Source organism: Nocardioides luti, assembly GCF_014212315.1.
GTDB lineage: Bacteria > Actinomycetota > Actinomycetes > Propionibacteriales > Nocardioidaceae > Nocardioides > Nocardioides luti.
Genome location: NZ_JACKXE010000001.1, coordinates 800,148 through 825,090, shown reverse-complemented (window position 1 = coordinate 825,090; position 24,943 = coordinate 800,148). Strand labels below are relative to the sequence as shown.

Below are 24,943 nucleotides of genomic sequence, written 5' to 3'. Positions count from 1 at the left end.
ACGCCTTCTGCGGGTGGGTACGGTCGCCCCATGAAGACTCGCAACCTCGGAAGCTCCGGCCTCAAGATCTCGGAGATCGCCTACGGCAACTGGCTCACCCACGGCTCCCAGGTGGAGGAGGACGCCGCCACGGCGTGCGTCCGGCAGGCCCTCGAGGAGGGCATCACCACCTTCGACACCGCCGACGTCTACGCCAACACCGCGGCGGAGAGCGTGCTCGGCCGTGCCCTGAAGGGAGAGCGGCGCGAGGGCCTGGAGATCTTCACGAAGGTCTACTGGCCGACCGGCCCCGGCAAGCACAACGACCACGGCCTGTCCCGCAAGCACATCATGGAGTCGATCAACGGCTCGCTGACCCGGCTCGGCACCGACTACGTCGACCTCTACCAGGCGCACCGCTACGACTACGAGACCCCGCTCGAGGAGACGATGGAGGCCTTCGCCGACGTCGTGCACCAGGGCAAGGCGCTCTACATCGGGGTCTCGGAGTGGCGGGCCGAGGAGATCCGCGCGGCCCACGCCCTCGCGCGCGAGCTGAGGATCTCGCTGGTCTCCAACCAGCCGCAGTACTCCCTCCTCTGGCGGGTCATCGAGTCCGAGGTCGTCCCGGCGTGCGAGGAGCTCGGCATCGGCCAGATCGTCTGGTCGCCGATAGCGCAGGGCGTGCTCACCGGGAAGTACCTCCCCGGTCAGCAGCCGCCCGAGGGCTCGCGCGCCACCGACACCAAGGGCGGCGCGGACATGATCAGCCGCTGGATGCAGGACGACGTCCTCGAGCGGGTCCAGCAGCTCAAGCCGCTGGCCGACGAGGCCGGGCTCAGCCTCGCCGAGCTCGCCGTCGCCTGGGTGCTGCAGAACGACAACGTGTCCGCGGCGATCATCGGGGCGAGCCGGCCCGAGCAGGTCACCCAGAACGTCAAGGCCGCGGGCGTCGTGCTCGACCCCGCGCTGCTCACGAAGATCGACGAGATCGTCGACCCGGTCGTGGAGCGGGACGCGGCGAAGACCCAGTCGCCCTCGCGCCGCGACTTCTGACCCCGGACGCGGCAGCGCCCGCGTCGCCGTTGCTGATGAGGACGGCGCCGGCCGTCGAGAGGACCAACCCCCCGACGACGGCCGGCCACCATCCCGGGCGCACGCCGTCCCCGAGCAGCAGCACCCCGACGACCGCGGGGAAGAACGTCTCGCCCACGATCAGGGGAGCGGTGCTGGCCGAGACCGGTGCCCGGTCCAGGGCGATCGAGTAGAGCCAGAACGCCAGCACCCCGTAGACCACGACGGCCGCACCCGCGATGACGATCGCGGCCGAGACCGGCGTCCCGACGCCCCGCACGGCAATCGCGGAGCCGGCGTACCCGAGGCCGGCGAGCCAACCCAGCGACGCCCCGCCCAGCCGCACCCCGCGCCAGCCCGCGAGGGCCAGTGCCAGGGCGCCGGCCCAGACGAGCGCGGCGAAGTACCAGTGCACCACCAGCGAGCCGGGGTCGCCGGACGCGGCGGACAGCAGCACCAGGCCCACGACGACCACGGCGATCGCCCACCAGTGCAGCGGCCGCAGGCGCTCCTTGATCGCGGTGGAGGCGACGGCCGTGACCGGCAGCGACATCGCGACGGCGGCCTGCGCGAGGTAGAGCGGGAGCAGCCAGATCGCCACCGCGTGCAGCACGAAGCCGACGAGGTAGGCCACCACGACGGCGAGCGTCCACGGGTCGCGCGCGGACCGGAGCAGGAAGTCGACGATCCGGGTCGGCGTGCCGTCCAGACGGCGTACGGCGTGTGCCTGGACGACCGCGCCGCCGCCGAACAGGACCGCCGCGACAAGTGCCGCCAGCAGGCCGACGAGGGTGCCGGTGGTCACCGGTAGTGCTCGGGCAGCCCCTGGCCGATCTTGACCTTCGCCTTGGGCAGCCGCATGAACTTCATCTGCAGGGCCCGGGTGATGGCGTAGTAGGTGAGGCCCTTGGTGGGCTCGTCCGGGAAGCGCTGCGCCACCTGGCGACGCATCCGGAAGCGCAGCAGGACCATGTCGACGACGACCAGCAGGATCGTGCCGAGCAGCACGGTGTTGCCGATCGAGGCGAGCCGCTCGTTGCCGGAGTAGCCCAGCACCATGGTGACGAGCAGCAGCGGGATCATCAGCTCGATGAAGGAGAAGCGGCTGTCGACGAAGTCGCGCACGAAGCGGCGGACGGGGCCCTTGTCGCGGGGCAGGTAGTAGCGCTCGTCGCCGGCCTTCATGGCGGCGCGGACGCTCTGGCTCGACTCCGTGCGGGCCGAGCGCTGGGCCTGCGCGATCTCCTTGCGGGTCCGCGGCACCTTGGCGCGGGCCCGCGCGGCGGCCTCGGCCTCCTTGCGCGACGGCGTCGGACGTCCCTTGCCGTCGGGCTTGGGGGTCGCCTCGGGGGCGGGGGTCTCGGTCTTGCTGCGACGGAACAACGTGGGGCCTTCGAACGAGCCGGCAACTGGTCACCCCAACCCTACCGGCGTGCTCGCACGGGCTTGTGTTTGCGCCTAGGGTTGGGCCATGAGTCTCATGCAGCGCATCAGCCTGATCTTCCGGTCCAAGGCCAACAAGGCCCTGGACCGTGCCGAGGATCCCCGCGAGACGCTCGACTACAGCTACCAGCGCCAGCTCGACCTCCTCTCGAAGGTGCGGCGCGGCGTGGCGGACGTGGCCACGAGCCGCAAGCGGGTCGAGCTCCAGGTCAACCAGCTCGAGCAGCAGCAGGCCAAGCTCCAGGACCAGGCCGAGAAGGCGATCGGGATGGGCCGCGAGGACCTCGCACGCGAGGCGCTGACCCGCAAGAGCGGCGTCACCGGCCAGATCACCGACCTCAAGGCCCAGCACGCGCAGCTCCAGGGCGAGGAGGAGAAGCTCACCCTCGCCCAGCAGCGGCTGCAGGCCAAGGTCGAGTCGTTCCGCACCCGCAAGGAGACCATCAAGGCGACGTACACCGCCGCCGAGGCGCAGACCCGCATCAACGAGGCGATGTCCGGCATCGGCGAGGAGATGGGCGACGTCGGCCTGGCCATCCAGCGGGCCGAGGACAAGACCGCGCAGATGCAGGCGCGGGCCGGTGCCATCGACGAGCTGATCGCCTCGGGCGCGCTCGACGACGTCAGCTCCACGAACTCCGGTGACGACATCGCCCGCGAGCTCGACGCGATGAGCTCGCAGTCCGACGTCGAGGCCGAGCTGGCCCGGCTCAAGGGCGGCAGCCAGCCGCAGGCCATCGAGGCCGGCGACAACGACATCCTGCAGGCGGAGCCCGAGAAGAAGACCGAGGGCAACGCATGATCATCCGGATCCTGGGCGAGGGCCAGTACGACGTCTCCGACGACGCCCTGCCCCGGCTCAACGAGCTCGACGCCCAGGTCGAGGCGGCCGTCGAGGCCGGCGACGTCGAGGCCTTCGCGACCGCCCTGGGGGCGCTGCTCGTGGGGGTCCGGACGGCCGGTGTCGCGCATCCTGCCGACAGCCTCGACGAGTCCGACCTGATCCTGCCGCCCGACGACGCGACGATCGACGAGGTCCGCGAGCTGCTCGGCGGCGACGGCCTGATCCCCGGCTGAGCCGTCCGGTCGACCGTTTGGATCACCCGACGAGAATGGGCCCATGGCACGCACCCGGTTCGTGAACGACCGCGGCCTCACCGCCCGGATGACGCTCGTGATGTTCCTGCTCGGTGGGCTGTTCGTGGCGCTCATCGTCGGGCTGATGTACGCCTTCGGCAGCTCGCCGGGGATCGTCCTGCTCATCGGGCTCGGCGGCATCGGCGTCGCGTTCTACCAGTGGTACTCCTCCGACAAGCTGGCCATGCGCGCGATGCGCGCCCGTGAGGTCACCCCGGAGGAGGCGCCCGAGCTGCACGGGATGATCGACCGCCTGTGCGCGCTGGCCGACATGCCCAAGCCGCGGGTCGGCATCGCCGACATGGACCTCCCGAACGCGTTCGCCACCGGCCGCTCGCCCGACCGGGCCGTGGTCTGCGTGACGACCGGCATCCTCCAGCGGCTCACCACCGAGGAGCTCGAGGGCGTGCTCGCCCACGAGCTGTCCCACGTCGCGCACCGCGACGTGCTGGTGATGACGGTCGCGTCCTCCGCGGGCATCGTCGCCGGCATGCTGACCCGCGGCGCCCAGTTCGGCGGGCTCGGGCTGCTCGGCGGCCGCCGGAACAACAACAACGGCGGGGCGCCCGCGGTGCTCGTCGCGATCGTGGTCAGCCTGGTCGTCTACGCCATCAGCTTCGTGCTGCTGCGGCTGCTCTCGCGCTACCGCGAGCTGTGCGCGGACCGCTCCGGCGCCTACCTCACGATGAAGCCGGCGGCCCTCGCCTCCGCGCTGCAGAAGATCACCGGCGAGATGGCGACGATCCCGCAGCGCGACCTGCGCGCGAGCAGCAGCATGAACGCCTTCTTCATCGCCCCCGCCATCAGCGGCGCCACGCTCAAGACGCTCACGTCCACGCACCCCTCGCTCGAGCAGCGCCTCGAGCAGCTCGCCCGGATCCAGGCCGAGCTCGGCCGGCCGACGGCCTGAGCGGCCGGCACCGATGGGTCTCTGGGACACCCTGACCGGGCGCAGCCGGTCCAGGCCGGCCAACCTCGACGCGCTGTTCCTCGTGCCGAGCGCGGCGATCACGCTGCAGACGGCGGCCGGGCTGACGCCGACCGGCGACGGGGCCGTCTGCTACCGCGCCGCCGCCGGCGCGGCGTTCCAGCAGACGCAGGACGACGTGGTGGCGCTGCTCAACGCCGACCCCGACGTCCCGGACGTCCGCATCAGCACCGACGAGTTCGGCTTCACCTGGTTGACCGCGCACCGCGACCCCGCGGACACCAGCGGGCTCTGCACCGACCTGCACGCGGTCAACACCGCCCTCGAGGCGCAGGGGTTCGGCCCCGGCCTGCTGTGCTCGCTGGTGCCGTTCGCGGACGCCTCCGGGCGGCACGTGGGGCTGGTCTACCTCTACAAGCAGGGCACGTTCTACCCCTTCGCCCCGACCGGTCCCCAGGCCCGCGACAACCTCCTGGAGATCCAGGTGCGCGACGAGCTCGGCAGGGAGCTCCCGATGGAGCGCGACCTGGGCCGCTGGATGGCGCTGTGGGGTGCTCCAGGGCTGTAGGCCGGCGTGGTGCGGGCGGATGGTCGTTAACTGGCCGATCGGACGAGTTTCTGGACCCGATCGGTCCACTAGGGTCGACGGGCGGGGGCGGCATGGGGAGGGGTACGACGTGACGATGATCGAGCTCGAGCGCGACGAGCTGAGGGTTGCCGAGATCGGCAAGTACCGCGTCCTCATCGACCCGCCGCGCAAGGACCTGATGGCCCTGGTCGAAGTCGCGGCGCAGGTCGCCGGGGTGCCGATGGCGACCATCAACCTGATCACCGACACCGAGCAGCACCAGGTGGCGGTGCACGGCTTCGACGCGTCGGTGTGCAGCCGCGAGGACTCGATGTGCAACCTGGTCCTGCACCTCGGTCACCCGGTGATCGTCCCGGACGCCAGCAAGGACGACCGCTTCAAGGACAACCCCTTCGTGACGGGGGTGATCGGCGACGTCCGCTTCTACGCCAGCCACCAGCTCGTCACGCCCGACGACGTCGTGATCGGCACCCTGTGCGTCTTCGACGTGGTGCCGCGGACGCTGTCCACCGAGCAGGAGCGGGCCCTCACGGGGCTGGCGGACCGGATCGTCGACCTCCTCGAGCTCGAGCTGCGGACCCGCGAGCTCAGCAGCTCGCTGACCGAGCTCCAGCTGGCGCAGGCCGAGCTGAAGCGCTCCAACGAGCAGCTCGCGGCGTTCGCCGGCCAGGTCAGCCACGACCTGCGCAACCCGCTCACCGCGGTCTCCATGTCGCTGAAGATGATCGGCGAGAGCGTCGAGGGCGACGACGCGGAGCCCGACGCGGCCGAGATCGGCTGGCTGGTCAAGCGGGCCATCGGCGGCTCCGACCGGATGCAGAGCCTGATCGACGACCTGCTGTCCTTCGCCCGCCTCGGCGGCGAGCTGCAGCGCGTCGACGTCGACCTGACCCGGGTCGCGGGGGACGTGCTCGAGGACCTCTCGCTGGCCCTGCAGGGCGCCACCGTCGACGTGGAGGTACTCCCGGTCGTCACCGGCGACCCCGTGCAGCTGCGCGCGGTCCTGCAGAACCTGGTCGCCAACGCCGCGAAGTTCACCCGCCCCGGTGAGAAGGCCCAGATCGCCATCACGGCGCAGCACGTTGGTGACGTGTGGCGCGTCGAGGTCTCCGACCACGGGCTCGGCATCGCGCCCGAGGACCGGGACCGGGTCTTCCAGCCGCTTGCCCGCGTGGACGACGAGGTGGACGGCTCGGGCATCGGCCTCACGACCTGCCGTCGCATCGTCGAGGCGCACGGCGGCCGGATCGGGCTCACCGCGTCGCCGTCGGGCGGCACCACCGCGTGGTTCGAGCTGCCGGACTGAGCTCCGTCCGACCGGTGGCCGGCGTACGCCCCCGGTCGCCGGCGGGTGTCAGTCCTTGTGGGACTTGCCCGGCAGGTCGAGCATCCGCTGGAGCGCGACCTGCGCCCAGTGCTCGGTGTCGGGATCGACCTGGATCCGGTTGACGACCGTGCCGGCGACGAGCGACTCCAGCGCCCACACGAGGTGCGGGAGGTCGATGCGGTTCATCGTCGAGCAGTAGCAGACCGTCTTGTCGAGGAAGGCGATCTGCTTGTCCGGGTGAGCGTTGGCGAGCCGCTTGACGAGGTTCATCTCGGTGCCGATGGCCCAGCTCGAGCCGGCCGGGGCCGCCTCGATGGTCTTGATGATGAACTCGGTCGACCCGACCAGGTCCGCCTTGAGCACGACCTCGTGCTGGCACTCGGGGTGCACCAGGATCTGCACGCCCGGCATCGTGGCGCGCAGCTCGTCGACCACCTCGGGGGAGAAGCGGCCGTGCACGGAGCAGTGGCCCTTCCACAGGATCATCTTCGCGTCGCGGAGCTCCTGGTCGGTGAGGCCGCCGTTCGGCTTGTGGGGGTTCCACACGACGCAGTCGTCGAGGGTCAGGCCCATCTTGAGGATCGCGGTGTTGCGGCCCAGGTGCTGGTCGGGGAGGAAGAAGACCTTGGCGTCCGGCTTCTGCTCGAAGGCCCACTCCAGCGCGACCTCGGCGTTCGACGACGTGCACACGGCGCCGCCGTTGCGGCCGCAGAAGGCCTTGATGTCGGCCGAGGAGTTCATGTAGGTCACGGGCACCACCGAGTCGGCGACACCGGCGGCGGTCATCGCCTCCCAGGCGGCCTCGACCTGGGTCAGCGCGGCCATGTCGGCCATCGAGCAGCCCGCGGCCAGGTCGGGCAGGATCACCTGCTGGTCGGGGCCGGTCAGGATGTCGGCGGACTCGGCCATGAAGTGCACGCCGCAGAAGACGATGAACTCCGCGTCCGGCCGGCCGGCCGCGTCGCGCGCGAGCTTGAAGGAGTCGCCGGTGACGTCGGCGAACTGGATGACCTCGTCGCGCTGGTAGTGGTGCCCGAGCACGAACACCCGCTCGCCGAGCGCCTCCTTGGCCGCGCGGGCGCGAGCCACCAGGTCGGGGTCGGAGGCGGCGGGCAGGTCGCCCGGGCACTCGACGCCACGCTCGGCGGAGAGGTCGGTGCCGCGTCCGAGGGGCAGCAGCGGGAGGTCGATCGTCGTCATGGCCCCATCGTAGTTCGGGGGCCGGCCGCTCAGAGCAGCGCGCCGTTGTGGAGGTACGGCGAGGGCGGCGCCATCCCGCGCACCCCGAGATAGCCCTCGGTGTGGACGTCGAGGCGCGCCGCGATCCCGACGTCGACCGCCCACTCGTTGGCCGGCGTGACGTGGGAGATGCCGGCCTCGCCCTCGACGTCGGCCAGCGCGGCCCAGAGCAGCCGCGCGGCGGTGCGCCGGTTGGTCGCGGCGAGCAGCGCCACGCCGCTGCCGTCGACGTAGGCGTAGCCCGACCCCGTGGTCGTGTCGCTCACGAGCAGCCGCCAGAACCCCAGCATCACCTCGTGGTCGGGGCCGTGCGCGGCACCGCGGGTCTGCCGGTCGATCGAGTCCATCAGGTCGATGTCGCCGGCCGAGCCCTCGCGGACCTTGTCGACCACCGGGATCGCCGACCGGTCCACGGTGCCGCGCAGGTACAGCTGGGGGTGCAGCGAGAAGCCGGCCAGCCGGTAGCGACGCACCGCCTTGGGGTCGCTGGAGGACGAGAGCATCCCGCGCAGCGAGCCGCGCCCGTGGTGCAGCGCCGCGGCCAGCAGCGGCTTGCCGATGCCGCGACCCTGCAGGCCGGGGCGGACGGCGTACGTCGCGAGGCACCAGAGCTTCTCGCGGTTGAACGACGTCGCGATCCCGACCATGCCGGTCTCGTCCTCGGCGACCCAGCTGCCGCCGGGGTCGGTCTCGAGGAAGTGGCGCGTCCGGGTGATCCAGTTGGCGCCACGCTCGGCCGGACGGAGCACGGGGTCGGGGAACGAGCGCGGGAACATCCGCTGGTCCAGCTCGTGGAAGCCGACGGCGCTGAGGCGCTCGGCGGCGGGGACGTCCTCGGGTCGCATCGGCCGGATCTGCACGTCGCTCACGCCGCCGACCCTACTGACGCCGCCGGCGGCGCCGCGGCGTGCCACGATGCCTCGCATGCGCATCCTGGTGGCCCCGGACAAGTTCGCCGGCACGCTCACCGCCGTCGAGGCGGCGGAGGCGATCGCCGAGGGGTGGCGCCGGCGCCGCCCCGACGACGAGCTGGACCTGGCGCCGATGGCCGACGGGGGGCCGGGATTCGTCGACGTGCTGCACGCGGCGCTGGGCGGCGAGCTGCTGGCCGTGACCGTCCGGGGGCCGTTCGGCGACCCGGTGCCCGCCACGATCCTGGTCGACGGCGCCACGGCGTACGTCGAGAGCGCGCAGGCGTGCGGCCTGCACCTGAGCGGGAAGGACCGGCCCGAGGACGGCTCGACGTACGGCGTCGGCGAGCTCGTGGCCGCTGCGGTGGACGCGGGGGCGACCCGGGTCGTCGTCGGTCTCGGCGGCAGCGGCACCAACGACGGGGGAGCCGGGCTGCTCGCCGGCCTCGGCGCCATCGGCGACCGCCCGCTCGACGCCGGCCCCGCCGCGCTGCCGGGCATCACGACCGTGGACCTGTCGGCGGCCCGGGCCCGGGTGGCCGACGTCGAGCTCGTGGCCGCCTCCGACGTCGACAACCCGCTCACCGGGCTGTTCGGGGCGATCAAGGTCTTCGGCCCGCAGAAGGGCGTCCCCGACGAGCGGCTCCCCGGCCTCGACGCCGTCCTCGAGGAGCTCGCGGTCGCCGTCGACCGGCGCACCTCGCTGGAGAAGGGCGCCGGCGCGGCCGGGGGACTGGGCTACGGCCTGCTGCTGCTGGGCGCCACCCGCGAGCCCGGCATCGACCTGGTCGCCGGGGCGGTCCGGCTCGCCGAGCGGGCCCGGGCAGTCGACCTGGTCATCACCGGCGAGGGCGCCTTCGACTTCTCGAGCCGCTCGGGCAAGGTGCCGTACGGCGTCGCGACCATCGCCAACGAGGCGCTGCGTCCGTGCGTCGCGGTGGCCGGGCAGGTGCTGGTCGGCTCCCGGGAGATGCGCGCGCTGGGCGTGGAGTCGGCGTACTCCCTCGTCGACCTGGTCGGCGAGGAGCGCTCCTTCGGCGACCCCGCGGGCGCGCTGGCCGAGGTGGCCGAGCGGGTGGCGCGGACCTGGTCGCGCTGATCCCGGGCGGGGTGGGGAATATCCGTTCGTGTGCGACCATTGAGGTCAGTACCAGACCTCCACCCGACCTTGGGAGCAAGCCACATGACCGAGCAGTCGACCACCACGGAGCGCCGCACCGACCAGATCAACCTGAGCGACGTCGCGGCGAGCAAGGTGAAGAGCCTCCTCGAGCAGGAGGGTCGTGACGACCTCGCACTCCGGATCTCCGTGCAGCCGGGCGGTTGCTCGGGCCTGCGCTACCAGCTCTTCTTCGACGAGCGCACCCTCGACGGTGACGTCGTCACCGACTTCGACGGCGTGTCCGTCGTCGTCGACCGGATGAGCGTCCCCTACCTCAACGGTGCGCAGATCGACTTCGTCGACTCCATCGAGAAGCAGGGCTTCACGATCGACAACCCCAACGCCACCGGCTCCTGCGCCTGCGGCGACTCGTTCCACTAGTCGAGGGCGCGCCAGCGCACTCGACGATGGTGGTTGAGCAGCGACCGCGGCTGAGGGACGAAGCCGCGACGGAGCGTGTCGAAACCCGGTCGTCGCAGAATCAAGATCTGCCGAACAGAAAGCCCCCGTCGACATGACGGGGGCTTTCTCGTTTCGTGAAGGCTGACGGGTCTCGACACGCTCCGTCGGGTCCGCTGACGCGTCCCCGGTCGCTGCTCGACCTCGCCGCGCTCCGGAGCCTCGCAGGCTCGGCTCCGCGCGACTGATCAGTCCAGGTGCAGGTGCAGCGCGTTCGCGATGCGCGCGGCGGCGTCGGAGACCCGGATCTCGCGCTTGCCGACCTCCGTCGGGTAGTCCTCGAAGTGGATGCTGGGGGCCGGCCGGACGGCGGCGGCCGCGGCGCGCTCGAGACGCAGGTGCCGGCCGACGGCGCGGCAGTCGGCGCTCATCTCCTGGGGGGTGGCGGCGTCGTCGTAGGCGAGGCGCCCGGGCTGGGTCGGGTGCTGAGCGGCGGTCATGTCTTCGACGCTAGGGGCTACTGATGGGTACTCCCAGCAGTACCCACGGGTAGTGTTCCGTGCCATGTCGCTCCTCATCGCCGGGTCCATCGCCACCGACCACCTGATGACCTTCGGCGGCAAGTTCGCCGACTCGCTGGTCGTCGAGCAGCTGGACAAGCTGTCGGTCTCGTTCCTCGTCGAGGACCTGGAGATCCGGCGCGGGGGCGTGGCCCCCAACATGTGCTTCGGCCTGGCGCGGCTGGGCCTGCGTCCGGTGCTCGTCGGCGCGGCCGGCGAGGACTTCGCCGACTACCGCTCCTGGCTCGAGCGGCACGGCGTCGACTGCGACTCCGTGCGCATCTCCGAGGACCGCCACACCGCGCGCTTCGTGTGTACCTCCGACTCCACGATGGCGCAGTTCGCCTCCTTCTACCCCGGCGCGATGAGCGAGGCGCGGCTGATCGAGCTCGCCCCCATCGTGGCGCGCGTCGGCGCCCCCGAGTTCGTGCTCGTCGGGGCCGACGACCCGGACGGCATGCTGCGCCACACCGAGGAGTGCCGCCAGCGCGGCTACCCCTTCATCGCCGACCCGAGCCAGCAGCTGGCCTTCGGCGAGGGCGACCTGATCCGCAAGCTCATCGACGGGGCGGCGTACCTCTTCTCGAACGAGTACGAGTCGCACATGATCGAGTCCAAGACCGGCTGGTCGGCCGACGAGGTCCTCGAGCGCGTCGGCACCCAGGTCACCACCCTCGGCGCCGACGGCGTGCGCGTGCTCCGCAAGGGCGAGGCCACGATCGAGCTCCCGGCCGCCAGGAACGTCGCGGCCCTCGAGCCGACCGGTGTCGGCGACGCCTTCCGGGCCGGCTTCCTGGCCGGGCTGTCGTGGGACGTCGGCCTCGAGCGGTCGGCGCAGGTCGGCTGCGTGCTCGCGGCGTACGTCGTGGAGACGGTCGGGACGCAGGAGTACGCCTTCACGGCCGAGCAGTTCCTCGCGCGCCTTGAGGAGTCGTACGGCGCGCCCGCGGCGGCCGACGTGGCCGCGCACCTGCACGCGCTCAGCTGACCCGTCGCACCACGTAGGTCGGGGTCCCGTCCGGGGCGCCGACCTCGCCGACGTACTCCTGGCCGCGCATGCGGCACCACGCCGGCACGTCGACCCGGGCCGCCGGGTCGGTGGCGAGCACCGCGATCGTGCCGCCGACCGGGACGTCCGCGAGGTGCCGGGCCAGCTCGATGACCGGCATCGGGCAGAGCATCTCGCGGCAGTCCAGCTCCAGGGACGCCTGACTCACAGACCGACCTCCGCACGCAGGTCGCGCACGACGCCGGGCAGCACGGCCAGGAAGCGCTCGACGTCCTGCTCGGTCGTCTCGCGGCCGAGCGAGACGCGCACGTTGCCGTGGGTCAGGGCGCCCATCGCCGCCAGCACGTGGCTGGGCTCCAGCGTGGAGGCCGTGCAGGCCGAGCCGCTGGCGACGCCGAAGCCGTGGCGGTCGAGCGCGCTCACGAGCGCCTCGCCCTCGACGTAGAGGCAGGAGAAGGTCACCAGGTGGGGGAGCCGGTCGACCGGGTCGCCGACCACGTCGACGTCGGGGATGGTCGCGGCGACCGCACGGATCCGGTCCACCAGCGCCGCCTGGCGGGCGTTGGTCGCGTCGGCCTCGGCGAGGACGGCCTGCAGCGCCGCCGCGGCGGCCAGGGCGGCGGGCACGTTCTCGAGGCCGGTCTGGCGCTCGTCGGCGTCGCCGGGGAAGGGGTTGGCCCAGCGCGCGCCCGTCCGGACCAGCAGCACGCCCACGCCGGCCGGCCCGCCCCACTTGCGGGCGGAGGCGGCGGCGGTCGTCCAGCCGTCGGGCAGCGGCAGCCGTCCCGTCGACGCGGAGGCGTCCACGAACAGCGGCACGTCGTCGAGCAGGGACGCGACCTCGGCCACCGGCTGCAGCGTCCCGACCTCGTGGTTCGCGGACTGCAGGGCCACGACCGCCGCACCCGCGGCGCGGGCGAGCTCGACCGTCTCGTCGGGGGAGACCCGGCCGAGACGGTCCACGCCCACGGTCACGGGGTCGACCCCGGAGCCCCGGGCGGCCCAGGCGGCGGCGTGCAGGACGGCGGAGTGCTCGACGGCGCTCGTGACCACGGTGCTCCCGCGCTGGGGGCGGGCGGCGAGCAGGCCGAGGACGCCGCGGTGGACGGCCTCGGTGCCCGAGGCGGTGAAGGCCACCTCGTCACGGCGTACGCCGAGGCACTCGGCCACGACCTCGCGGGCGTTGTCCAGCAGCAGTCGCGTCGTGCGGGCCGGCCCGTGGAGGCGGCGCGGGTCGGCCCAGCCGTGCTCCAGGGCCGCCATCAGCGTCTCGCGCGCCGCGGGGTGCAGCGGCTCGGAGGAGGCGCTGTCGAGGGGGACCGGGGGGCGCCGGTCGGGCCCGGGCTCCGGGGCGCCGGAGGCATTTGTCACACGCCGAACGTAGTGGACCGGCCCGGGGACGCGGCTCGGGTGCCCCCGCCCCCAAACGCGGTTCGGATTCGGATAGTCTGCGGCGTACATCGTGACCGCCCGAGAGAGAGGCTCGTTCGTGGGTCTGCAACTCCCCAAGCGCTCGGCTGGGACCCTTCGCCGGGTTGCCCTGCTGGCCGCGCTGGGCACCGTCCTCGTGCTCCTGGCCGGATGCTCGGCCCAGACGCAGCACGAGTGGAAGAACCTGGCGATGCCGGACCCCGTCACCGAGCAGGGGCACCACACCTTCCTGCTGTGGCGCTACGCCTGGATCGCCGCCATGGTCACCGGCGTCATCGTCTGGGCCCTGATCGCGTGGGTCGTCGTGGCCTACCGTCGCAAGAGCGACGACGAGGTCCCGATCCAGACGCGGTACAACCTGCCGCTGGAGATCTTCTACACCGTCGCCCCGATCATGATGGTGATCGTCTTCTTCTACTGGACCGTCGACGTCCAGAACGCCGTCCTCGACGAGGACGCCCCGATCGACAACACGATCGAGGTCGTGGGCCAGCAGTGGTCCTGGACGTTCAACTACGGCGTGGGGGAGCGTGACGACGCGGCCGACGAGGACGCCTCCGACACGAAGTACCCCTACGACAAGTACGTCTACGAGGCCGGCACCGGCTCCTACGTGCCCACCCTCGTGCTGCCGGTCGACGAGACCACCCGCTTCAACCTGCACTCGCCCGACGTCATCCACGACTTCGGCGTCCCGGCGTTCCTCATGAAGATGGACGTCATCCCCGGCCGGGTGAACCACTACCAGGTCACGCCCACCGAGATCGGCGAGTACGTCGGCAAGTGCTACGAGCTCTGCGGCGTCTACCACTCGCGGATGCTCTTCAAGGTCAAGGTCGTCAGCCAGGACGACTACGCCCAGTACCTCGCGGACCGCGAGGACGCCGGCATGGTGTCCGAGCTGCCCCTGCTGGGCGGGTCCCAGGCGTCCACCCAGGCCGGCCTGTCCGACACGACCGACGGAGGCGCGGAGTGACCGCGACAGCAGCACACCCGACGACGACCGTGGGGCCGCGCAAGACCCTCGGCCAGCAGGTCGTCCGGATCCTCACCACGACCGACCACAAGCTGATCGGCAAGCTCTACCTCGGCACGTCGTTCGCCTGGTTCATGATCGGCGGCATCATGGCGATGCTGATCCGCTCGGAGCTCGCCTTCCCCGGCATGCAGGTCGTCAACGACGAGCTGTACAACCAGCTCTTCACGATGCACGGCACGATCATGCTGCTGCTGTTCGCGACGCCGCTGTTCTTCGGCTTCGGCAACGTGATCATGCCGCTGCAGATCGGCTCGCCCGACGTGGCCTTCCCGCGTCTGAACATGTTCAGCTACTGGCTGTTCCTGTTCGGCGGGATCATCGCCGGCTCCGGCTTCCTCACCCCGCAGGGCGCGGCCGACTTCGGCTGGTTCGCCTACACCCCGCTGTCGGACGCCGTCCGCTCGCCGGGTGTCGGCGGTGACCTCTGGATCATGGGTCTGTGGATGGCCGGTCTCGGCACGATCCTCGGTGCCGTCAACTTCATCACCACGATCATCTGCATGCGCGCGCCCGGCATGACGATGTTCCGGATGCCGATCTTCGTCTGGAACACCTTGGTCACCAGCCTGCTGGTGCTCATCGCGTTCCCGGTGCTCGCCGGCGCGCTGCTCTCGCTCGAGGCGGACCGCCAGCTCGGCGCCCACGTCTTCGACGCGGCCCACGGCGGCGCGATCCTGTGGCAGCACCTGTTCTGGTTCTTCGGCCACCCCGAGGTCTACATCATCGCGCTGCCGTTCTTCGGCATCGTGACCGAGATCCTCCCGGTCTTCAGCCGCAAGCCGATCTTCGGCTACGTCGGCCTGGTCGGCGCCACGCTCGGCATCGCGATCCTCTCGGTCGCCGTGTGGGCCCACCACATGTTCGTGACCGGCGCGGTCGACCTGCCGTTCTTCTCCGGCATGACGTTCCTCATCGCGGTGCCCACCGGGGTGAAGTTCTTCAACTGGATCGGGACGATGTGGGGGGGATCCCTGTCCTTCGACACCCCGATGCTCTGGTCGGTCGGCTTCCTCACGACGTTCCTCTTCGGTGGTCTGACCGGCATCATCCTGGCCAGCCCGCCCCTGGACTTCCACGTCTCCGACTCGTACTTCGTGGTGGCGCACTTCCACTACGTCGTCTTCGGTACCGTGGTGTTCGCGATGTTCGCGGGCTTCTACTTCTGGTGGCCCAAGATGACCGGCAAGATGCTCGACGAGCGTCTCGGCAAGCTGCACTTCTGGCTGCTGTTCGTCGGCTTCCACACGACGTTCCTGGTCCAGCACTGGCTGGGTGTCGAGGGCATGCCGCGTCGCTACGCCGACTACCTCCCCGAGGACGGCTTCACGACGCTCAACCAGATCTCGACCATCGGGGCGTTCCTGCTCGGTGCCTCGACCCTGCCGTTCCTCTACAACGTCTACATCACCAGCAAGCGTGCGCCGCTGGTGACCGTGGACGACCCGTGGGGCTGGGGCCGGTCGCTCGAGTGGGCGACCAGCTGCCCGCCGCCGCGGCACAACTTCCACACCATCCCGCGGATCCGCTCGGAGTCGCCGGCCTTCGACCTGCACCACCCCGAGGTCGCGGCCATCGAGCTCGAGCAGAACGAGGCCGCCCGTGAGGGCGGGTTCGCCGACGCACCCGACATGGAGGGTCGTGCCGAGCACCTGCGCGGCCAGCACCCGGAGGAGAACGCCTGATGAAGGCCGAGGCCTATATCTTCGGCATGACGACCGCGTTCTTCGTGCTCGTCAGCCCCGCCTACTGGTTCATCACCGGCGACTGGACGGGCACGTCCGCGCTCACGATGACCACCCTGCTCGCGCTCATGGTGACGCTGTACCTCGGCGTCCACGCGGCCAAGATGGAGCCCCGGCCCGAGGACCGCAAGGACGGCGAGATCGCCGACGGCGCGGGCGAGCTGGGCTTCTTCCCGCCGTACTCCTGGTGGCCGCTGTGGTGCGGCGCGACGCTGGGCGTCTGCGTCTTCGGCATCGCCGCCGGCGCGTGGTGGATGTTCATCATCGGCTGCGGTCTGGGCGCCCTGGCGCTCGGCGGCTGGATCTTCGAGTACTACCGGGGCGAGCACGCCCACTGACGCGTTCCGAGCAGGAAAAGTTGCCGAGACCCCGCGTGAGCGTTCCCACGCCGCGCGGGGTCTTCGCATGCCCGGGCAGCGGTTACGCTGGTGGTTCGTCCACACACGCTCGTCACGGGGAGTTGTCGCATGTCCACGAGTCGCACCCACACGTTCCGTCAGGGACGGCGCCTGCGCCGTCGGCTGGCCGGCGTCGCGACCCTGGCCCTGGTCACCACCGGTCTGGCCGCCTGCCAGTCGGACTCGACCGGCGAGGCCTCCGGCCCCGCCGCTGACGGCTCGTCCTCGACCTCCGAGGCCGCCCAGGTCTCGCCGGTGAAGGTCCGCTCGGACGTCGGCGGCGACAGCACCGCCGTCCCGGTCGACCAGCGGGTGACGATCTCGGCCAGCGGCGGCACCCTCGACTCCGTCACGGTCTCCTCGGAGGCCGGCCGGCTCGCCGGCAAGCTCTCGTCGGCCGGGGACTCCTGGACCGCCAGCGGCCGGCTCGAGCCGGGCACGGACTACGCCGTACGCACCGTCGCGGAGCGCAGCGACGGCAAGAAGGTCACGAGGACCTCCCGCTTCCACACCCAGGACCTCACCCTGGCCCAGCAGACCTACGCCTCCGTGGCGCCGCTGCAGGACGAGACGGTCGGCGTCGGCATGCCCGTGATCGTCACCTTCGACGTGCCGGTCACGGACAAGGCGACGATCGAGAAGCACATGGCCGTCAAGGCCAGCCCGGCCCAGGCCGGCACGTGGCACTGGATCAGCGACACCGAGGTGCACTGGCGCCCCAAGACCTACTGGAAGGCCGGCTCCGACGTCAGCGTCGACGTGGACATCAACAGCGTCCCCGCCGGCGCCGGCATCTACGGCCAGGAGAGCCGCCACGTGGACTTCCACGTCGGCGACGCCAACGTCTACAAGGTCGACGCCCAGACCGACCAGATGCGGGTCTTCCAGAACGGCTCGCTGCTGCGCACCATCCCGATCACGACCGGCAAGCCCGGCTTCACCACCCGCTCGGGCACGAAGGTCATCATCGAGAAGTTCGCCAGCAAGCGGATGAACTCCGAGACCGTCGGCATCCCCGCCGACAGCCCGGACGCCTACGACATCGACGACGTCCAGTGGGCGATGCGCCTGACCTACAGCGGCGAGTTCATCCACGCCGCCCCGTGGTCGGTCGCCTCCCAGGGTCGCGAGAACGTCTCCCACGGCTGCACCGGCATGAGCGACGCGAACGCCAAGTGGCTCTACGACATGACCCGCCGCGGCGACGTCGTCGAGTACACCGGCACCGACCGCCCGATGACCCTCACCAACGGCTACGGCGACTGGAACGACTCGTTCGCCGAGTACCGCGCCGGCTCCGCCCTCGGCTGACCCCGACTGCGCCGCGGGACGTCATACGTCCCGTGGAGGCGCTGGCCCCAACCGTATGACGTGCTGGGTCTGGTCGCCACGCCTGGGGCGGGCGGCCCCGGCCACCACGGGGGCCTGAGGCTCGTCGGGCCGCGGGGGAGACCTGCGGGACGTCATACGTCCCGTGGAGGGGCTTGCCCCGTCGGCATGACGTCCCTCGGGCCCGACGCGGTCCCCGGGTGGGCCGACCGGGCTGCTGCAGGGCCTGCGGGCCTCCAGTCCGGGGCAGGGCCCGCAGGACGTCATACGTCCGGTGCACCCGCTTGCTCCGACCGTATGACGTCCCGGCGGGCGTGGGGGAGAGGAGCACGACGAAGGGCCCGGTCCGCGGTGCGGTCCGGGCCCTTCGGCGGTGGTGCGGGTCGATCAGTGCGAGCGGAGGTTCTCGCCGTCCACGGAGTGGTGGCCGTCGAACTGGTGACCGTCCGCCGCGTGGCCCTCGAGCGGGGCCTGCAGCTCGTGCTCGTGCTCGGCGTGGTGGTGCGCCTCGTCGAGCTCGGCCTTGGTGGGCTTCTGCACGTTGTCGGCGAACATCAGCGTCGAGAGCTTCTGGCGGAGCTTCTCCTTGCGAGTGCCACCGGGAGCGGCGACGCCGTTGGCGTCGGTCTCGGCAGGGGCGCCGATCATCAGCTCGTCGTCACGCTCGCGGGCCGTCATCGTGTACGCCGTCGCCGGGCTGACCGGCAGGTGACGCTCGGAGTAGCCGCCCTCGGGCGAACGCATGATGATGCCGGTCTCGTAGCCGTGCAGCAGCGTCTCCTGGTCGTGGCGCTGGAGCGAGATGCACCAGCGTCGCGTGATGAAGAACGCGATGGCGGGACCGATGAAGACCGCGCCACGCATGAAGTACGTGATCTGGTTGATGCTCGCGTGCAGCTTGATCGCGATGATGTCGTTGCCGCCCGCGGCCCACATCAGGCCGTAGAAGGTCATCAGCGAGACCATGACCGCCGTCTGCGTCGGCGCGTTGCGCGGCCGGCGGAGCAGGTGGTGGTCGCGCTTGTCGCCGGTCACCCAGGACTCGATGAAGGGCAGCATCAGCAGGATCGTGAACATCAGGCCCGGGAGCACGATGATCGGGAAGAACACGTTGAACGGGAACGTGTGGCCCCAGAAGTGGAACTCCCAGCCGGGCATGATGCGCAGCGCGCCGTCCGGCCAGCCCATGTACCAGTCGGGCTGGGAGCCCGCGGTCACCTTGCTGGGGTCGTACGGGCCGAACTTCCACACCGGGTTGATGGACAGCAGGCCGCCCATCATCGCGGTCACGCCGAAGACGATGAAGAAGAAGCCACCGGCCTTGGCGGCGTACACGGGGAGCATCGGGTAGCCGACGACGTTCTCCTCGGTGCGGCCGGGACCGGGCCACTGCGTGTGCTTGTGGTAGACGAGCAGCAGCATGTGGGCGGCGATCAGGGCCAGCAGCAGGCCGGGGATCAGCAGCACGTGGATCGTGAACAGGCGCGGGATGATCGCGTCGCCCGGGAACTCGCCGCCGAAGAGGAAGAACGACATGTAGGTGCCGACCAGCGGCATCGACTTCATGAAGCCGTCCGCGGCCCGGATGCCCGTGCCCGAGAGCAGGTCGTCGGGGAGGGAGTAGCCGGTGAAGCCCTCGAGCGTGCCGAGCAGCAGCAGGAGCGAGCCGATCACCCAGTTGAGCTCGCGCGGCTTGCGGTAGGCGCCGGTGAAGTACACCCGCAGGAGGTGGATCATCATCGAGGCGACGAACAGCATCGCGGCCCAGTGGTGCATCTGCCGCATGAGCAGGCCGCCACGGACGTCGAAGGAGAGCTTGAGGCTCGAGGCGTACGCCTCGGACATCTGGACGCCGCGCAGCTGGTCGTAGGAGCCCTGGTAGGTGACCTCGCCCATGCTGGGCGTGAACCACAGCGTGAGGAAGACGCCGCTCAGGAGCAGGACGACGAAGCTCCACAGCGCGATCTCGCCGAGCATGAAGGACCAGTGGTCCGGGAACACCTTGCGGATGTTCTTCTTCATGGCGGTGGCGAGACCGAGGCGGTCATCGGCCCAGGTGGCCACGCCGCCGATCTTGCTGGGCTTGCTGGCGGTCGCAGCGGTCGTCGAGTTGCTGGTCGCCACCTTGCTCGTGTCGATGCTCATCAGGAGCCCTCACCCTGTTCGCCGATGTCCTTGGTGTCGCGTTCCCAGAAGCTCGGTCCGACCGGCTCCGTGAAGTCACTCTGTGCTACAAGGTACCCCTCGCTGTCGACAGCGATCGGCAGCTGCGGGAGGTGCCTCCCGGCCGGGCCGAAGATGACCTTGCCGGAGTCGGCGAGGTCGAAGGTCGACTGGTGGCACGGGCAGAGCAGGTGGTGCGTCGTGCGCTCGTTGAGCGAGATCGGGCACCCGACGTGGGTGCAGATCTTGGAGTAGCAGACGATCCCGTCGACGGACCAGTTCTCGCGGCCCTTGCCGGGGATGATGTCGTCGGGGTCCATGCGGAGCAGGACGACGGCAGCCTTGGACTTGAGGATCTGCAGCTCGACGCCTTCGTACTCGGGCTCGCCCTCGTCGTTGGTCGCGAACATGACCTCGGGCTCGGCGTTGACCAGGTCGCCGACCTCGAGGTCGGAGGCCTTGATCGGGGTGCCGACGACGTCGCGGACCACGCGCATGCCCTTGGCCCAGACCGTGTGGAGCAGGTCGTCGCCGGGGAGCGGGCCGAGGTCGCGCAGCATGACGACGGCCGGGGCCAGCAGGATCGTGACGGCGCCCAGGAGGCTGTTGCGCACGAGCGGGCGGCGGCCGATGCCGGACTCGTCGATGCCGGCGTTGAGCGCTGCCAGCGTCTCCTCCTTGTCCTCGTCCGAGGACTTGGCGGGGTGACGCATCTCGACCATCTCGTGGTCGCCCATGAGCTTGCGGGCCCACTGGATGATGCCGACGCCGATGAACAGCAGGGCACCGCCGAGGGTCAGGCCGAGGGCGACGTTCGAGGCGCCGAGGCCGGCGAGCTCGTCGTGGCTGTCGCCGATCTGAAAGACGAAGTAGCTGACGAGGAAGAGGACGGCGCAGACCATCGAGAGCAGGAACATGCTCGCGACCTGGCGCTCAGCACGCTTCTCGAGCTTGGGGTCGACGTCGGTCGGACGCCACGTGTGGGCCGGGAGGCCCGGGTTCGCGATGGGCTCCTCCGGGGGGAGGGCCGGGACGTTCCCGTGGGGGGTCTCGGAGCTCACGCTTCCACCTTCTCCTTCGTCGAGCGCGTCGTGTGGGCCGCGATCCAGACGGCGAAGCCGACCAGCGAGCCGAGGCCCACCAGCCAGGCGAAGAGGCCCTCGCTCACGGGGCCGAGGCCGCCGAGACCGAAGCCGCCGTAGCCGGGCTCCTCGTTGATCGAGCCGAGGTAGGCGATGACGTCACGCTTCTCCTCCGGCGACAGGTTGCCGTTGGAGAAGGTGTCCATCGCCTGGGGGCCGGTCAGCATGGCCTCGTAGATGTACTTGGGCTCGACGCCACGGATCTTGGGCGCGTAGCCACCGCGCGGCATGGCACCGCCGGAGCCCTCGAAGTTGTGGCACGCCGTGCAGTTGGTGAGGAAGATCTGGCCGCCGCGGACGATGGCCTCCTCGCGCTGGTCGGCCGAGAGGCCCTCGATGCTGTAGTCGGCGGCGTCGGGGATCGCCGGGCCGGGGGCCAGCGAGGCGACGTACGCCGCCAGCTGGGCGACCTCCTCGTCCGAGTAGGCCACCGTCTTGCGGGGCGCCTGGACGCCGGGCTGGGCCATCGGCATGCGACCCGTGCCGACCTGGAAGTCGACGGCGGCGGCGCCCACACCCACGAGCGACGGGCCGAGCTGGGTGTTGCCCCGCTCGGTGAGGACACCCTCGCCGTTCTGGCCGTGGCAGAACGCGCAGCCGACGAGGAACAGCTCGCGACCCTTCGCGACCTGGTCGGCGGACGTGTCGGCCTGCTCGGCCTGGGCCGGCGCGAAGGCGGCGTACAGCCCGCCGGTCAGGAGGAGCCCGAGCAGCAGCACCATCAGCCCGGCCAGCGGCCCGCGGCGGTGCCGGGAGAGTCGACCTGCGGAGCGGTTCAGGAGACGCACATTGATTCCTTGCTGGGAGTCACTGGTGGAGTCTGGAGGGGGCTACTTGATGAGGTAGATCGTGGCGAAGAGCCCGATCCACACCACGTCGACGAAGTGCCAGTAGTAGGAGACGACGATCGCGCTGACCGCCTGCTCGTGGGTGAACCTGCGCGCCAGGAACGTGCGTCCGAGCACGAACAGGAACGCGATCAGACCGCCGGTCACGTGGATCCCGTGGAAGCCGGTGGTGAGGTAGAACATCGTGCCGTAGGCCGAGTCCTGGATCGTGACGCCCTCACGCACGAGGGCGGCGTACTCGGTGGCCTGGCCGCCGATGAAGACCGCGCCCATGATGTAGGTGAGCACGAACCACTCGCGCAGGCCCCAGCCCTTGATCTTGAGGATCGAGCCGGTCCGGCCGACCTGGCCGCGCTCGGCCGCGAACACCCCGAGCTGGCAGGTGAGCGAGCTCAGCACCAGGATCGTGGTGTTCACCGAGGCGAACGGGACGTTCAACATCTCGGTGTTGGACTCCCACAGGCTCGGGCTCACCGCCCGGATGGTGAAGTACGACGCGAACAGGGCCGCGAAGAACATCAACTCGCTCGAGAGCCAGATGATCGTCCCCACGCTGACCATGCTCGGACGGTCGTGGTGCCCGTGCAGCCGGGATGCCGGAATCGCTGTTGCTGTCGCCACGCGATCATTATGTCGTGAGCCGCCGACGAGGGCACCCCGACCCCCTCACTTTCGGGGTCATATTGTTCACACCGTGCCGGGGCCCTCGCTGAACGTCGTCATGGAGGCCTCCGCGGCCCTGCCGGAGTTCACGCTCGGGCGGGTCTTCACGGCCTGGTCGCTGGCGCCCGTGCCGTTCGTCGTGACGGTCTGGGCGGCCGGTCTCTACCTGCTCGGGGTGCGGGCGCTGCGGCGTCGCGGCGACCACTGGCCGGTCGGTCGGACGGTCGCGTTCGTGGTCGTCGGGATGGGCTCGTTCTACCTCGCCACGGCCTCGGGGCTCGGCACCTACGACCTCACCCTGCTGAGCGTGCACATGGTCCAGCACATGATCCTGTCGATGCTGGTGCCGCTCGCCCTGGCGCTCGGGGCCCCGGTGACGCTGGCGCTGCGCACCCTGCCGCCCGGACCGCGCCGCTGGCTGCTGGCGGTGCTGCACTCGCGGGTCGCGCGGGTGCTGTCGTTCCCCCCGCTGACGCTGCTGCTGTACGTCGTCTCGCCGTGGGCGCTCTACTTCTCCGGCTGGTACGACGCGTCGCTGCACTCGGCGTACGTCCACGAGGCGATGCACGTGCACCTGGTCATGGTCGGGGCGCTGTTCTTCTGGCCGCTGATGGGGATCGACCCGGTGCCCGGGCGGGTGGGCTACCCGGCCCGGATGATGCTGGTCGTGCTGACGCTGCCGTTCCACGCGTTCCTCGGCGTGACGATCATGGGGCAGAGCGAGCTGATCGGGCACGACTGGTACCCGTCCCTGCACGACGGGCCGATGGGTGCGTGGCTGCCCGACCCCTACGACGACCAGCACCTCGCCGGCGGGATCCTGTGGGGGACCGGTGACCTGATCGGGCTGGTGTTCTTCGCCGTGCTGTTCACGCAGTGGGTGCGCTCGTCGATGCGCGAGGCCGAGCGCGAGGACCGCCGGCTGGACCTGATGGAGGCGCGCCAGCGCGTCGCCGGTCGCGACGGGTAGCATCGCGGCCGTGAACGCCTCCTCCTCGAAGACCGCCCCGCTCAAGGTGCTCGTCTACAGCGACGACGTGAACACCCGCCAGCAGGTGATCCTCGCCCTCGGCCGTCGGCCGCACCCCGACCTGCCCGAGCTCGAGTACGTCGAGGTCGCCACCGAGCCCGTCGTCATCCAGAACATGGACGCCGGCCACATCGACCTGGTGATCCTCGACGGCGAGGCCGTCCCGGCCGGTGGCCTCGGCATCGCCAAGCAGCTCAAGGACGAGATCTACCAGTGCCCGCCGGTGCTGGTGCTGACCGGCCGCCCCCAGGACGCGTGGCTCGCGACCTGGTCGAGGGCCGAGGCGGCGGTGCCGCACCCGCTCGACCCGATCCAGCTGGCCGAGTCCGCGGTCGCGCTGCTCCGGGCGCGCGTCCCCGCCGCGACCTGATGGGCCACACCTGGCCCGACGTCCTCACCGCGCTGGTCGCCGGCCGGGACCTCGGCGCCGACGAGACCACCTGGATCATGCGCGAGATCCTCGAGGGCCAAGCCACCCCGAGCCAGATCGCCGGCTTCGCCGTCGCGCTGCGTGCCAAGGGCGAGACCATCGACGAGGTCCTCGGCCTCGCCGACGAGATGCTCGCGCGCGCCACCCCGATCTCCGTGCCCGGCCGGCTCCTCGACGTCGTCGGCACCGGTGGGGACCGGTCGATGTCGGTCAACATCTCCACGATGTCGGCGATCGTCGCCGCGGGCGCGGGCGCCCTGGTCGCCAAGCACGGCAACCGCTCGGCCTCCTCGCAGTCCGGCTCGGCCGACGTGCTCGAGGCGCTGGGCATCCGGCTGGACCTGCCCGTGGCGCGGGTCGCCGAGGTCGCGACCGAGGCCGGCATCACCTTCTGCTTCTCGGCCGCCTTCCACCCGGCGATGCGGCACGCGGCCGTCCCGCGCCGCGAGCTCGGGATCGCCACGTCCTTCAACCTGCTCGGCCCGCTCACCAACCCGACCCGCCCCGCGGCCCAGGCGATCGGCTGCGCCGACGCCCGGCTCGCGCCGGTGATGGCCGGCGTCTTCGCCCGCCGGGGCGTCTCGGCCTGGGTCTTCCGCGGGGACGACGGGCTCGACGAGCTCACCACGACCACGACCTCCTCGGTGTGGATCGTCCGCGACGGCGAGGTCACCACCGCCGCCGTCGACCCACGTGACCACGGGATCGCCCTCAGCACGACCGAGGACCTGCGCGGCGGGGACGCGGCGCACAACGCCGCGGTCGTCCGCCGGCTGCTCGAGGGGGAGCAGGGCGCGGTGCGGGACGCCGTACTCCTCAACGCGGGAGCGGCGCTCGCGGTGTACGACGACGCGCCCGGCACCCCCGACGAGGCTCTCGCCGCCGGGATGGCGAAGGCGCGCGACGCGATCGACTCGGGTGCGGCGACCGCGCTGCTGGACCGCTGGGTGGCGGCGTCGGCCCGCTAGGCC

The 24,943-nt window shown here is 71.0% G+C and carries 27 protein-coding genes; 16 read left to right on the top strand and 11 right to left on the bottom strand.

Going from position 1 to position 24,943, the window contains the following annotated elements; all coding sequences use genetic code 11:
• Positions 1–30 precede the first annotated feature (30 nt).
• The gene (locus H5V45_RS03895; RefSeq protein ID WP_185251732.1) at positions 31–1,035 is read left to right on the top strand and encodes an aldo/keto reductase family protein; all 1,005 of its coding nucleotides are present in this window, start codon (positions 31–33) and stop codon (positions 1,033–1,035) included.
• Here the strand turns inward: H5V45_RS03895 and H5V45_RS03890 are convergent.
• Both H5V45_RS03890 and H5V45_RS03885 read right to left on the bottom strand, forming a co-directional pair.
• The gene (locus H5V45_RS03890; protein ID WP_185251731.1) at positions 953–1,858 is read right to left on the bottom strand and encodes a hypothetical protein; all 906 of its coding nucleotides are present in this window, start codon (positions 1,856–1,858) and stop codon (positions 953–955) included. The genes H5V45_RS03895 and H5V45_RS03890 overlap by 83 nt on opposite strands.
• Positions 1,855–2,436: a DUF3043 domain-containing protein gene (locus H5V45_RS03885; protein WP_185251730.1), complete on the bottom strand. Its 582-nt coding sequence runs from the start codon at positions 2,434–2,436 to the stop codon at positions 1,855–1,857. Before H5V45_RS03885 ends, H5V45_RS03890 begins: the two co-directional genes overlap by 4 nt.
• Before the next feature lie 88 nt (positions 2,437–2,524).
• Here H5V45_RS03885 and H5V45_RS03880 point away from each other — a divergent pair, with 88 nt between their 5' ends.
• The 5 genes from H5V45_RS03880 to H5V45_RS03860 all read left to right on the top strand — a co-directional run bounded on the left by H5V45_RS03880 (position 2,525) and on the right by H5V45_RS03860 (position 6,456).
• On the top strand, positions 2,525–3,298 hold the full coding sequence (locus tag H5V45_RS03880) for a PspA/IM30 family protein (RefSeq protein ID WP_185251729.1): 774 nt from the start codon (positions 2,525–2,527) through the stop codon (positions 3,296–3,298).
• Complete coding sequence (gene pspAA / locus H5V45_RS03875; protein ID WP_185251728.1) at positions 3,295–3,573, top strand: PspA-associated protein PspAA; 279 nt, start codon at positions 3,295–3,297, stop codon at positions 3,571–3,573. The genes H5V45_RS03880 and pspAA overlap by 4 nt, the downstream gene beginning before the upstream one ends.
• A gap of 43 nt (positions 3,574–3,616) precedes the next feature.
• A complete protein-coding gene (gene htpX, locus H5V45_RS03870) occupies positions 3,617–4,543 on the top strand; it encodes a zinc metalloprotease HtpX (protein ID WP_185251727.1) in 927 nt (308 codons plus the stop codon).
• A gap of 13 nt (positions 4,544–4,556) precedes the next feature.
• Positions 4,557–5,129: a PspA-associated protein PspAB gene (gene pspAB, locus H5V45_RS03865; RefSeq protein ID WP_185251726.1), complete on the top strand. Its 573-nt coding sequence runs from the start codon at positions 4,557–4,559 to the stop codon at positions 5,127–5,129.
• A gap of 115 nt (positions 5,130–5,244) precedes the next feature.
• Positions 5,245–6,456: a sensor histidine kinase gene (locus H5V45_RS03860; protein WP_185254450.1), complete on the top strand. Its 1,212-nt coding sequence runs from the start codon at positions 5,245–5,247 to the stop codon at positions 6,454–6,456.
• A 48-nt stretch (positions 6,457–6,504) separates the two neighbouring features.
• Here the strand turns inward: H5V45_RS03860 and nadA are convergent, their stop codons facing one another.
• A complete protein-coding gene (nadA, locus tag H5V45_RS03855; RefSeq protein ID WP_185251725.1) occupies positions 6,505–7,677 on the bottom strand; it encodes a quinolinate synthase NadA in 1,173 nt (390 codons plus the stop codon).
• A gap of 29 nt (positions 7,678–7,706) precedes the next feature.
• Positions 7,707–8,585: a GNAT family N-acetyltransferase gene (locus tag H5V45_RS03850; protein WP_343061408.1), complete on the bottom strand. Its 879-nt coding sequence runs from the start codon at positions 8,583–8,585 to the stop codon at positions 7,707–7,709.
• A gap of 55 nt (positions 8,586–8,640) precedes the next feature.
• On the opposite strand from H5V45_RS03850, the gene H5V45_RS03845 reads away from it, so the two are divergent.
• Together H5V45_RS03845 and erpA are read left to right on the top strand one after the other, a co-directional pair.
• A complete protein-coding gene (locus tag H5V45_RS03845) occupies positions 8,641–9,726 on the top strand; it encodes a glycerate kinase family protein (protein ID WP_185251724.1) in 1,086 nt (361 codons plus the stop codon).
• An 84-nt stretch (positions 9,727–9,810) separates the two neighbouring features.
• Positions 9,811–10,170: an iron-sulfur cluster insertion protein ErpA gene (gene erpA / locus H5V45_RS03840; RefSeq protein ID WP_185251723.1), complete on the top strand. Its 360-nt coding sequence runs from the start codon at positions 9,811–9,813 to the stop codon at positions 10,168–10,170.
• Positions 10,171–10,436: 266 nt separating this feature from the next.
• Here erpA and H5V45_RS03835 read toward each other — a convergent pair whose 3' ends face one another.
• Positions 10,437–10,688 (bottom strand): hypothetical protein, encoded by a 252-nt coding sequence (locus H5V45_RS03835; RefSeq protein WP_185251722.1) that lies wholly within the window; start codon positions 10,686–10,688, stop codon positions 10,437–10,439.
• A 64-nt stretch (positions 10,689–10,752) separates the two neighbouring features.
• Here H5V45_RS03835 and H5V45_RS03830 point away from each other — a divergent pair, with 64 nt between their 5' ends.
• The gene (locus H5V45_RS03830; RefSeq protein WP_185251721.1) at positions 10,753–11,736 is read left to right on the top strand and encodes a carbohydrate kinase family protein; all 984 of its coding nucleotides are present in this window, start codon (positions 10,753–10,755) and stop codon (positions 11,734–11,736) included.
• Here the strand turns inward: H5V45_RS03830 and H5V45_RS03825 are convergent.
• Entirely contained in the window at positions 11,729–11,965 is a 237-nt protein-coding gene (locus H5V45_RS03825; protein WP_343061407.1) for a sulfurtransferase TusA family protein, read from the bottom strand. The two genes, H5V45_RS03830 and H5V45_RS03825, sit on opposite strands and share 8 nt — an antisense overlap.
• On the bottom strand, positions 11,962–13,128 hold the full coding sequence (locus H5V45_RS03820) for a cysteine desulfurase family protein (RefSeq protein WP_343061406.1): 1,167 nt from the start codon (positions 13,126–13,128) through the stop codon (positions 11,962–11,964). Before H5V45_RS03820 ends, H5V45_RS03825 begins: the two co-directional genes overlap by 4 nt.
• Positions 13,129–13,246: 118 nt before the next feature.
• Here H5V45_RS03820 and ctaC point away from each other — a divergent pair, with 118 nt between their 5' ends.
• The 4 genes from ctaC to H5V45_RS03800 all read left to right on the top strand — a co-directional run bounded on the left by ctaC (position 13,247) and on the right by H5V45_RS03800 (position 17,678).
• The gene (gene ctaC / locus H5V45_RS03815) at positions 13,247–14,164 is read left to right on the top strand and encodes an aa3-type cytochrome oxidase subunit II (RefSeq protein WP_185251719.1); all 918 of its coding nucleotides are present in this window, start codon (positions 13,247–13,249) and stop codon (positions 14,162–14,164) included.
• Complete coding sequence (gene ctaD, locus H5V45_RS03810) at positions 14,161–15,909, top strand: aa3-type cytochrome oxidase subunit I (protein WP_185251718.1); 1,749 nt, start codon at positions 14,161–14,163, stop codon at positions 15,907–15,909. Before ctaC ends, ctaD begins: the two co-directional genes overlap by 4 nt.
• Positions 15,909–16,307: a cytochrome c oxidase subunit 4 gene (locus H5V45_RS03805; RefSeq protein WP_185251717.1), complete on the top strand. Its 399-nt coding sequence runs from the start codon at positions 15,909–15,911 to the stop codon at positions 16,305–16,307. Before ctaD ends, H5V45_RS03805 begins: the two co-directional genes overlap by 1 nt.
• A gap of 129 nt (positions 16,308–16,436) precedes the next feature.
• Complete coding sequence (locus tag H5V45_RS03800) at positions 16,437–17,678, top strand: L,D-transpeptidase (protein WP_185251716.1); 1,242 nt, start codon at positions 16,437–16,439, stop codon at positions 17,676–17,678.
• Positions 17,679–18,083: 405 nt separating this feature from the next.
• Here H5V45_RS03800 and qcrB read toward each other — a convergent pair whose 3' ends face one another.
• Genes qcrB through ctaE form a run of 4 tightly spaced genes read right to left on the bottom strand, consistent with a single transcriptional unit; the run spans position 18,084 to position 22,470 of the window.
• Positions 18,084–19,841 (bottom strand): cytochrome bc1 complex cytochrome b subunit, encoded by a 1,758-nt coding sequence (qcrB, locus tag H5V45_RS03795; RefSeq protein ID WP_185251715.1) that lies wholly within the window; start codon positions 19,839–19,841, stop codon positions 18,084–18,086.
• Positions 19,841–20,920 carry a cytochrome bc1 complex Rieske iron-sulfur subunit gene (gene qcrA / locus H5V45_RS03790; protein ID WP_343061405.1) on the bottom strand — a complete coding sequence of 360 codons (1,080 nt, stop codon included), beginning with the start codon at positions 20,918–20,920 and terminating at the stop codon, positions 19,841–19,843. The genes qcrB and qcrA overlap by 1 nt, the downstream gene beginning before the upstream one ends.
• Positions 20,917–21,789, bottom strand: a complete 873-nt coding sequence (gene qcrC / locus H5V45_RS03785; protein WP_343061404.1) for a cytochrome bc1 complex diheme cytochrome c subunit — start codon at positions 21,787–21,789, stop codon at positions 20,917–20,919. Before qcrC ends, qcrA begins: the two co-directional genes overlap by 4 nt.
• Before the next feature lie 42 nt (positions 21,790–21,831).
• Positions 21,832–22,470 (bottom strand): aa3-type cytochrome oxidase subunit III, encoded by a 639-nt coding sequence (ctaE, locus tag H5V45_RS03780; RefSeq protein WP_185251714.1) that lies wholly within the window; start codon positions 22,468–22,470, stop codon positions 21,832–21,834.
• Positions 22,471–22,543: 73 nt separating this feature from the next.
• Here ctaE and H5V45_RS03775 point away from each other — a divergent pair, with 73 nt between their 5' ends.
• The 3 genes from H5V45_RS03775 to trpD are packed head-to-tail and all read left to right on the top strand — an operon-like array spanning position 22,544 to position 24,940.
• On the top strand, positions 22,544–23,482 hold the full coding sequence (locus H5V45_RS03775; RefSeq protein ID WP_343061403.1) for a cytochrome c oxidase assembly protein: 939 nt from the start codon (positions 22,544–22,546) through the stop codon (positions 23,480–23,482).
• A 10-nt stretch (positions 23,483–23,492) separates the two neighbouring features.
• Complete coding sequence (locus H5V45_RS03770; protein WP_185251713.1) at positions 23,493–23,912, top strand: Rv3143 family two-component system response regulator; 420 nt, start codon at positions 23,493–23,495, stop codon at positions 23,910–23,912.
• The gene (trpD, locus tag H5V45_RS03765; RefSeq protein WP_185251712.1) at positions 23,912–24,940 is read left to right on the top strand and encodes an anthranilate phosphoribosyltransferase; all 1,029 of its coding nucleotides are present in this window, start codon (positions 23,912–23,914) and stop codon (positions 24,938–24,940) included. The genes H5V45_RS03770 and trpD overlap by 1 nt, the downstream gene beginning before the upstream one ends.
• Positions 24,941–24,943 lie beyond the last annotated feature (3 nt).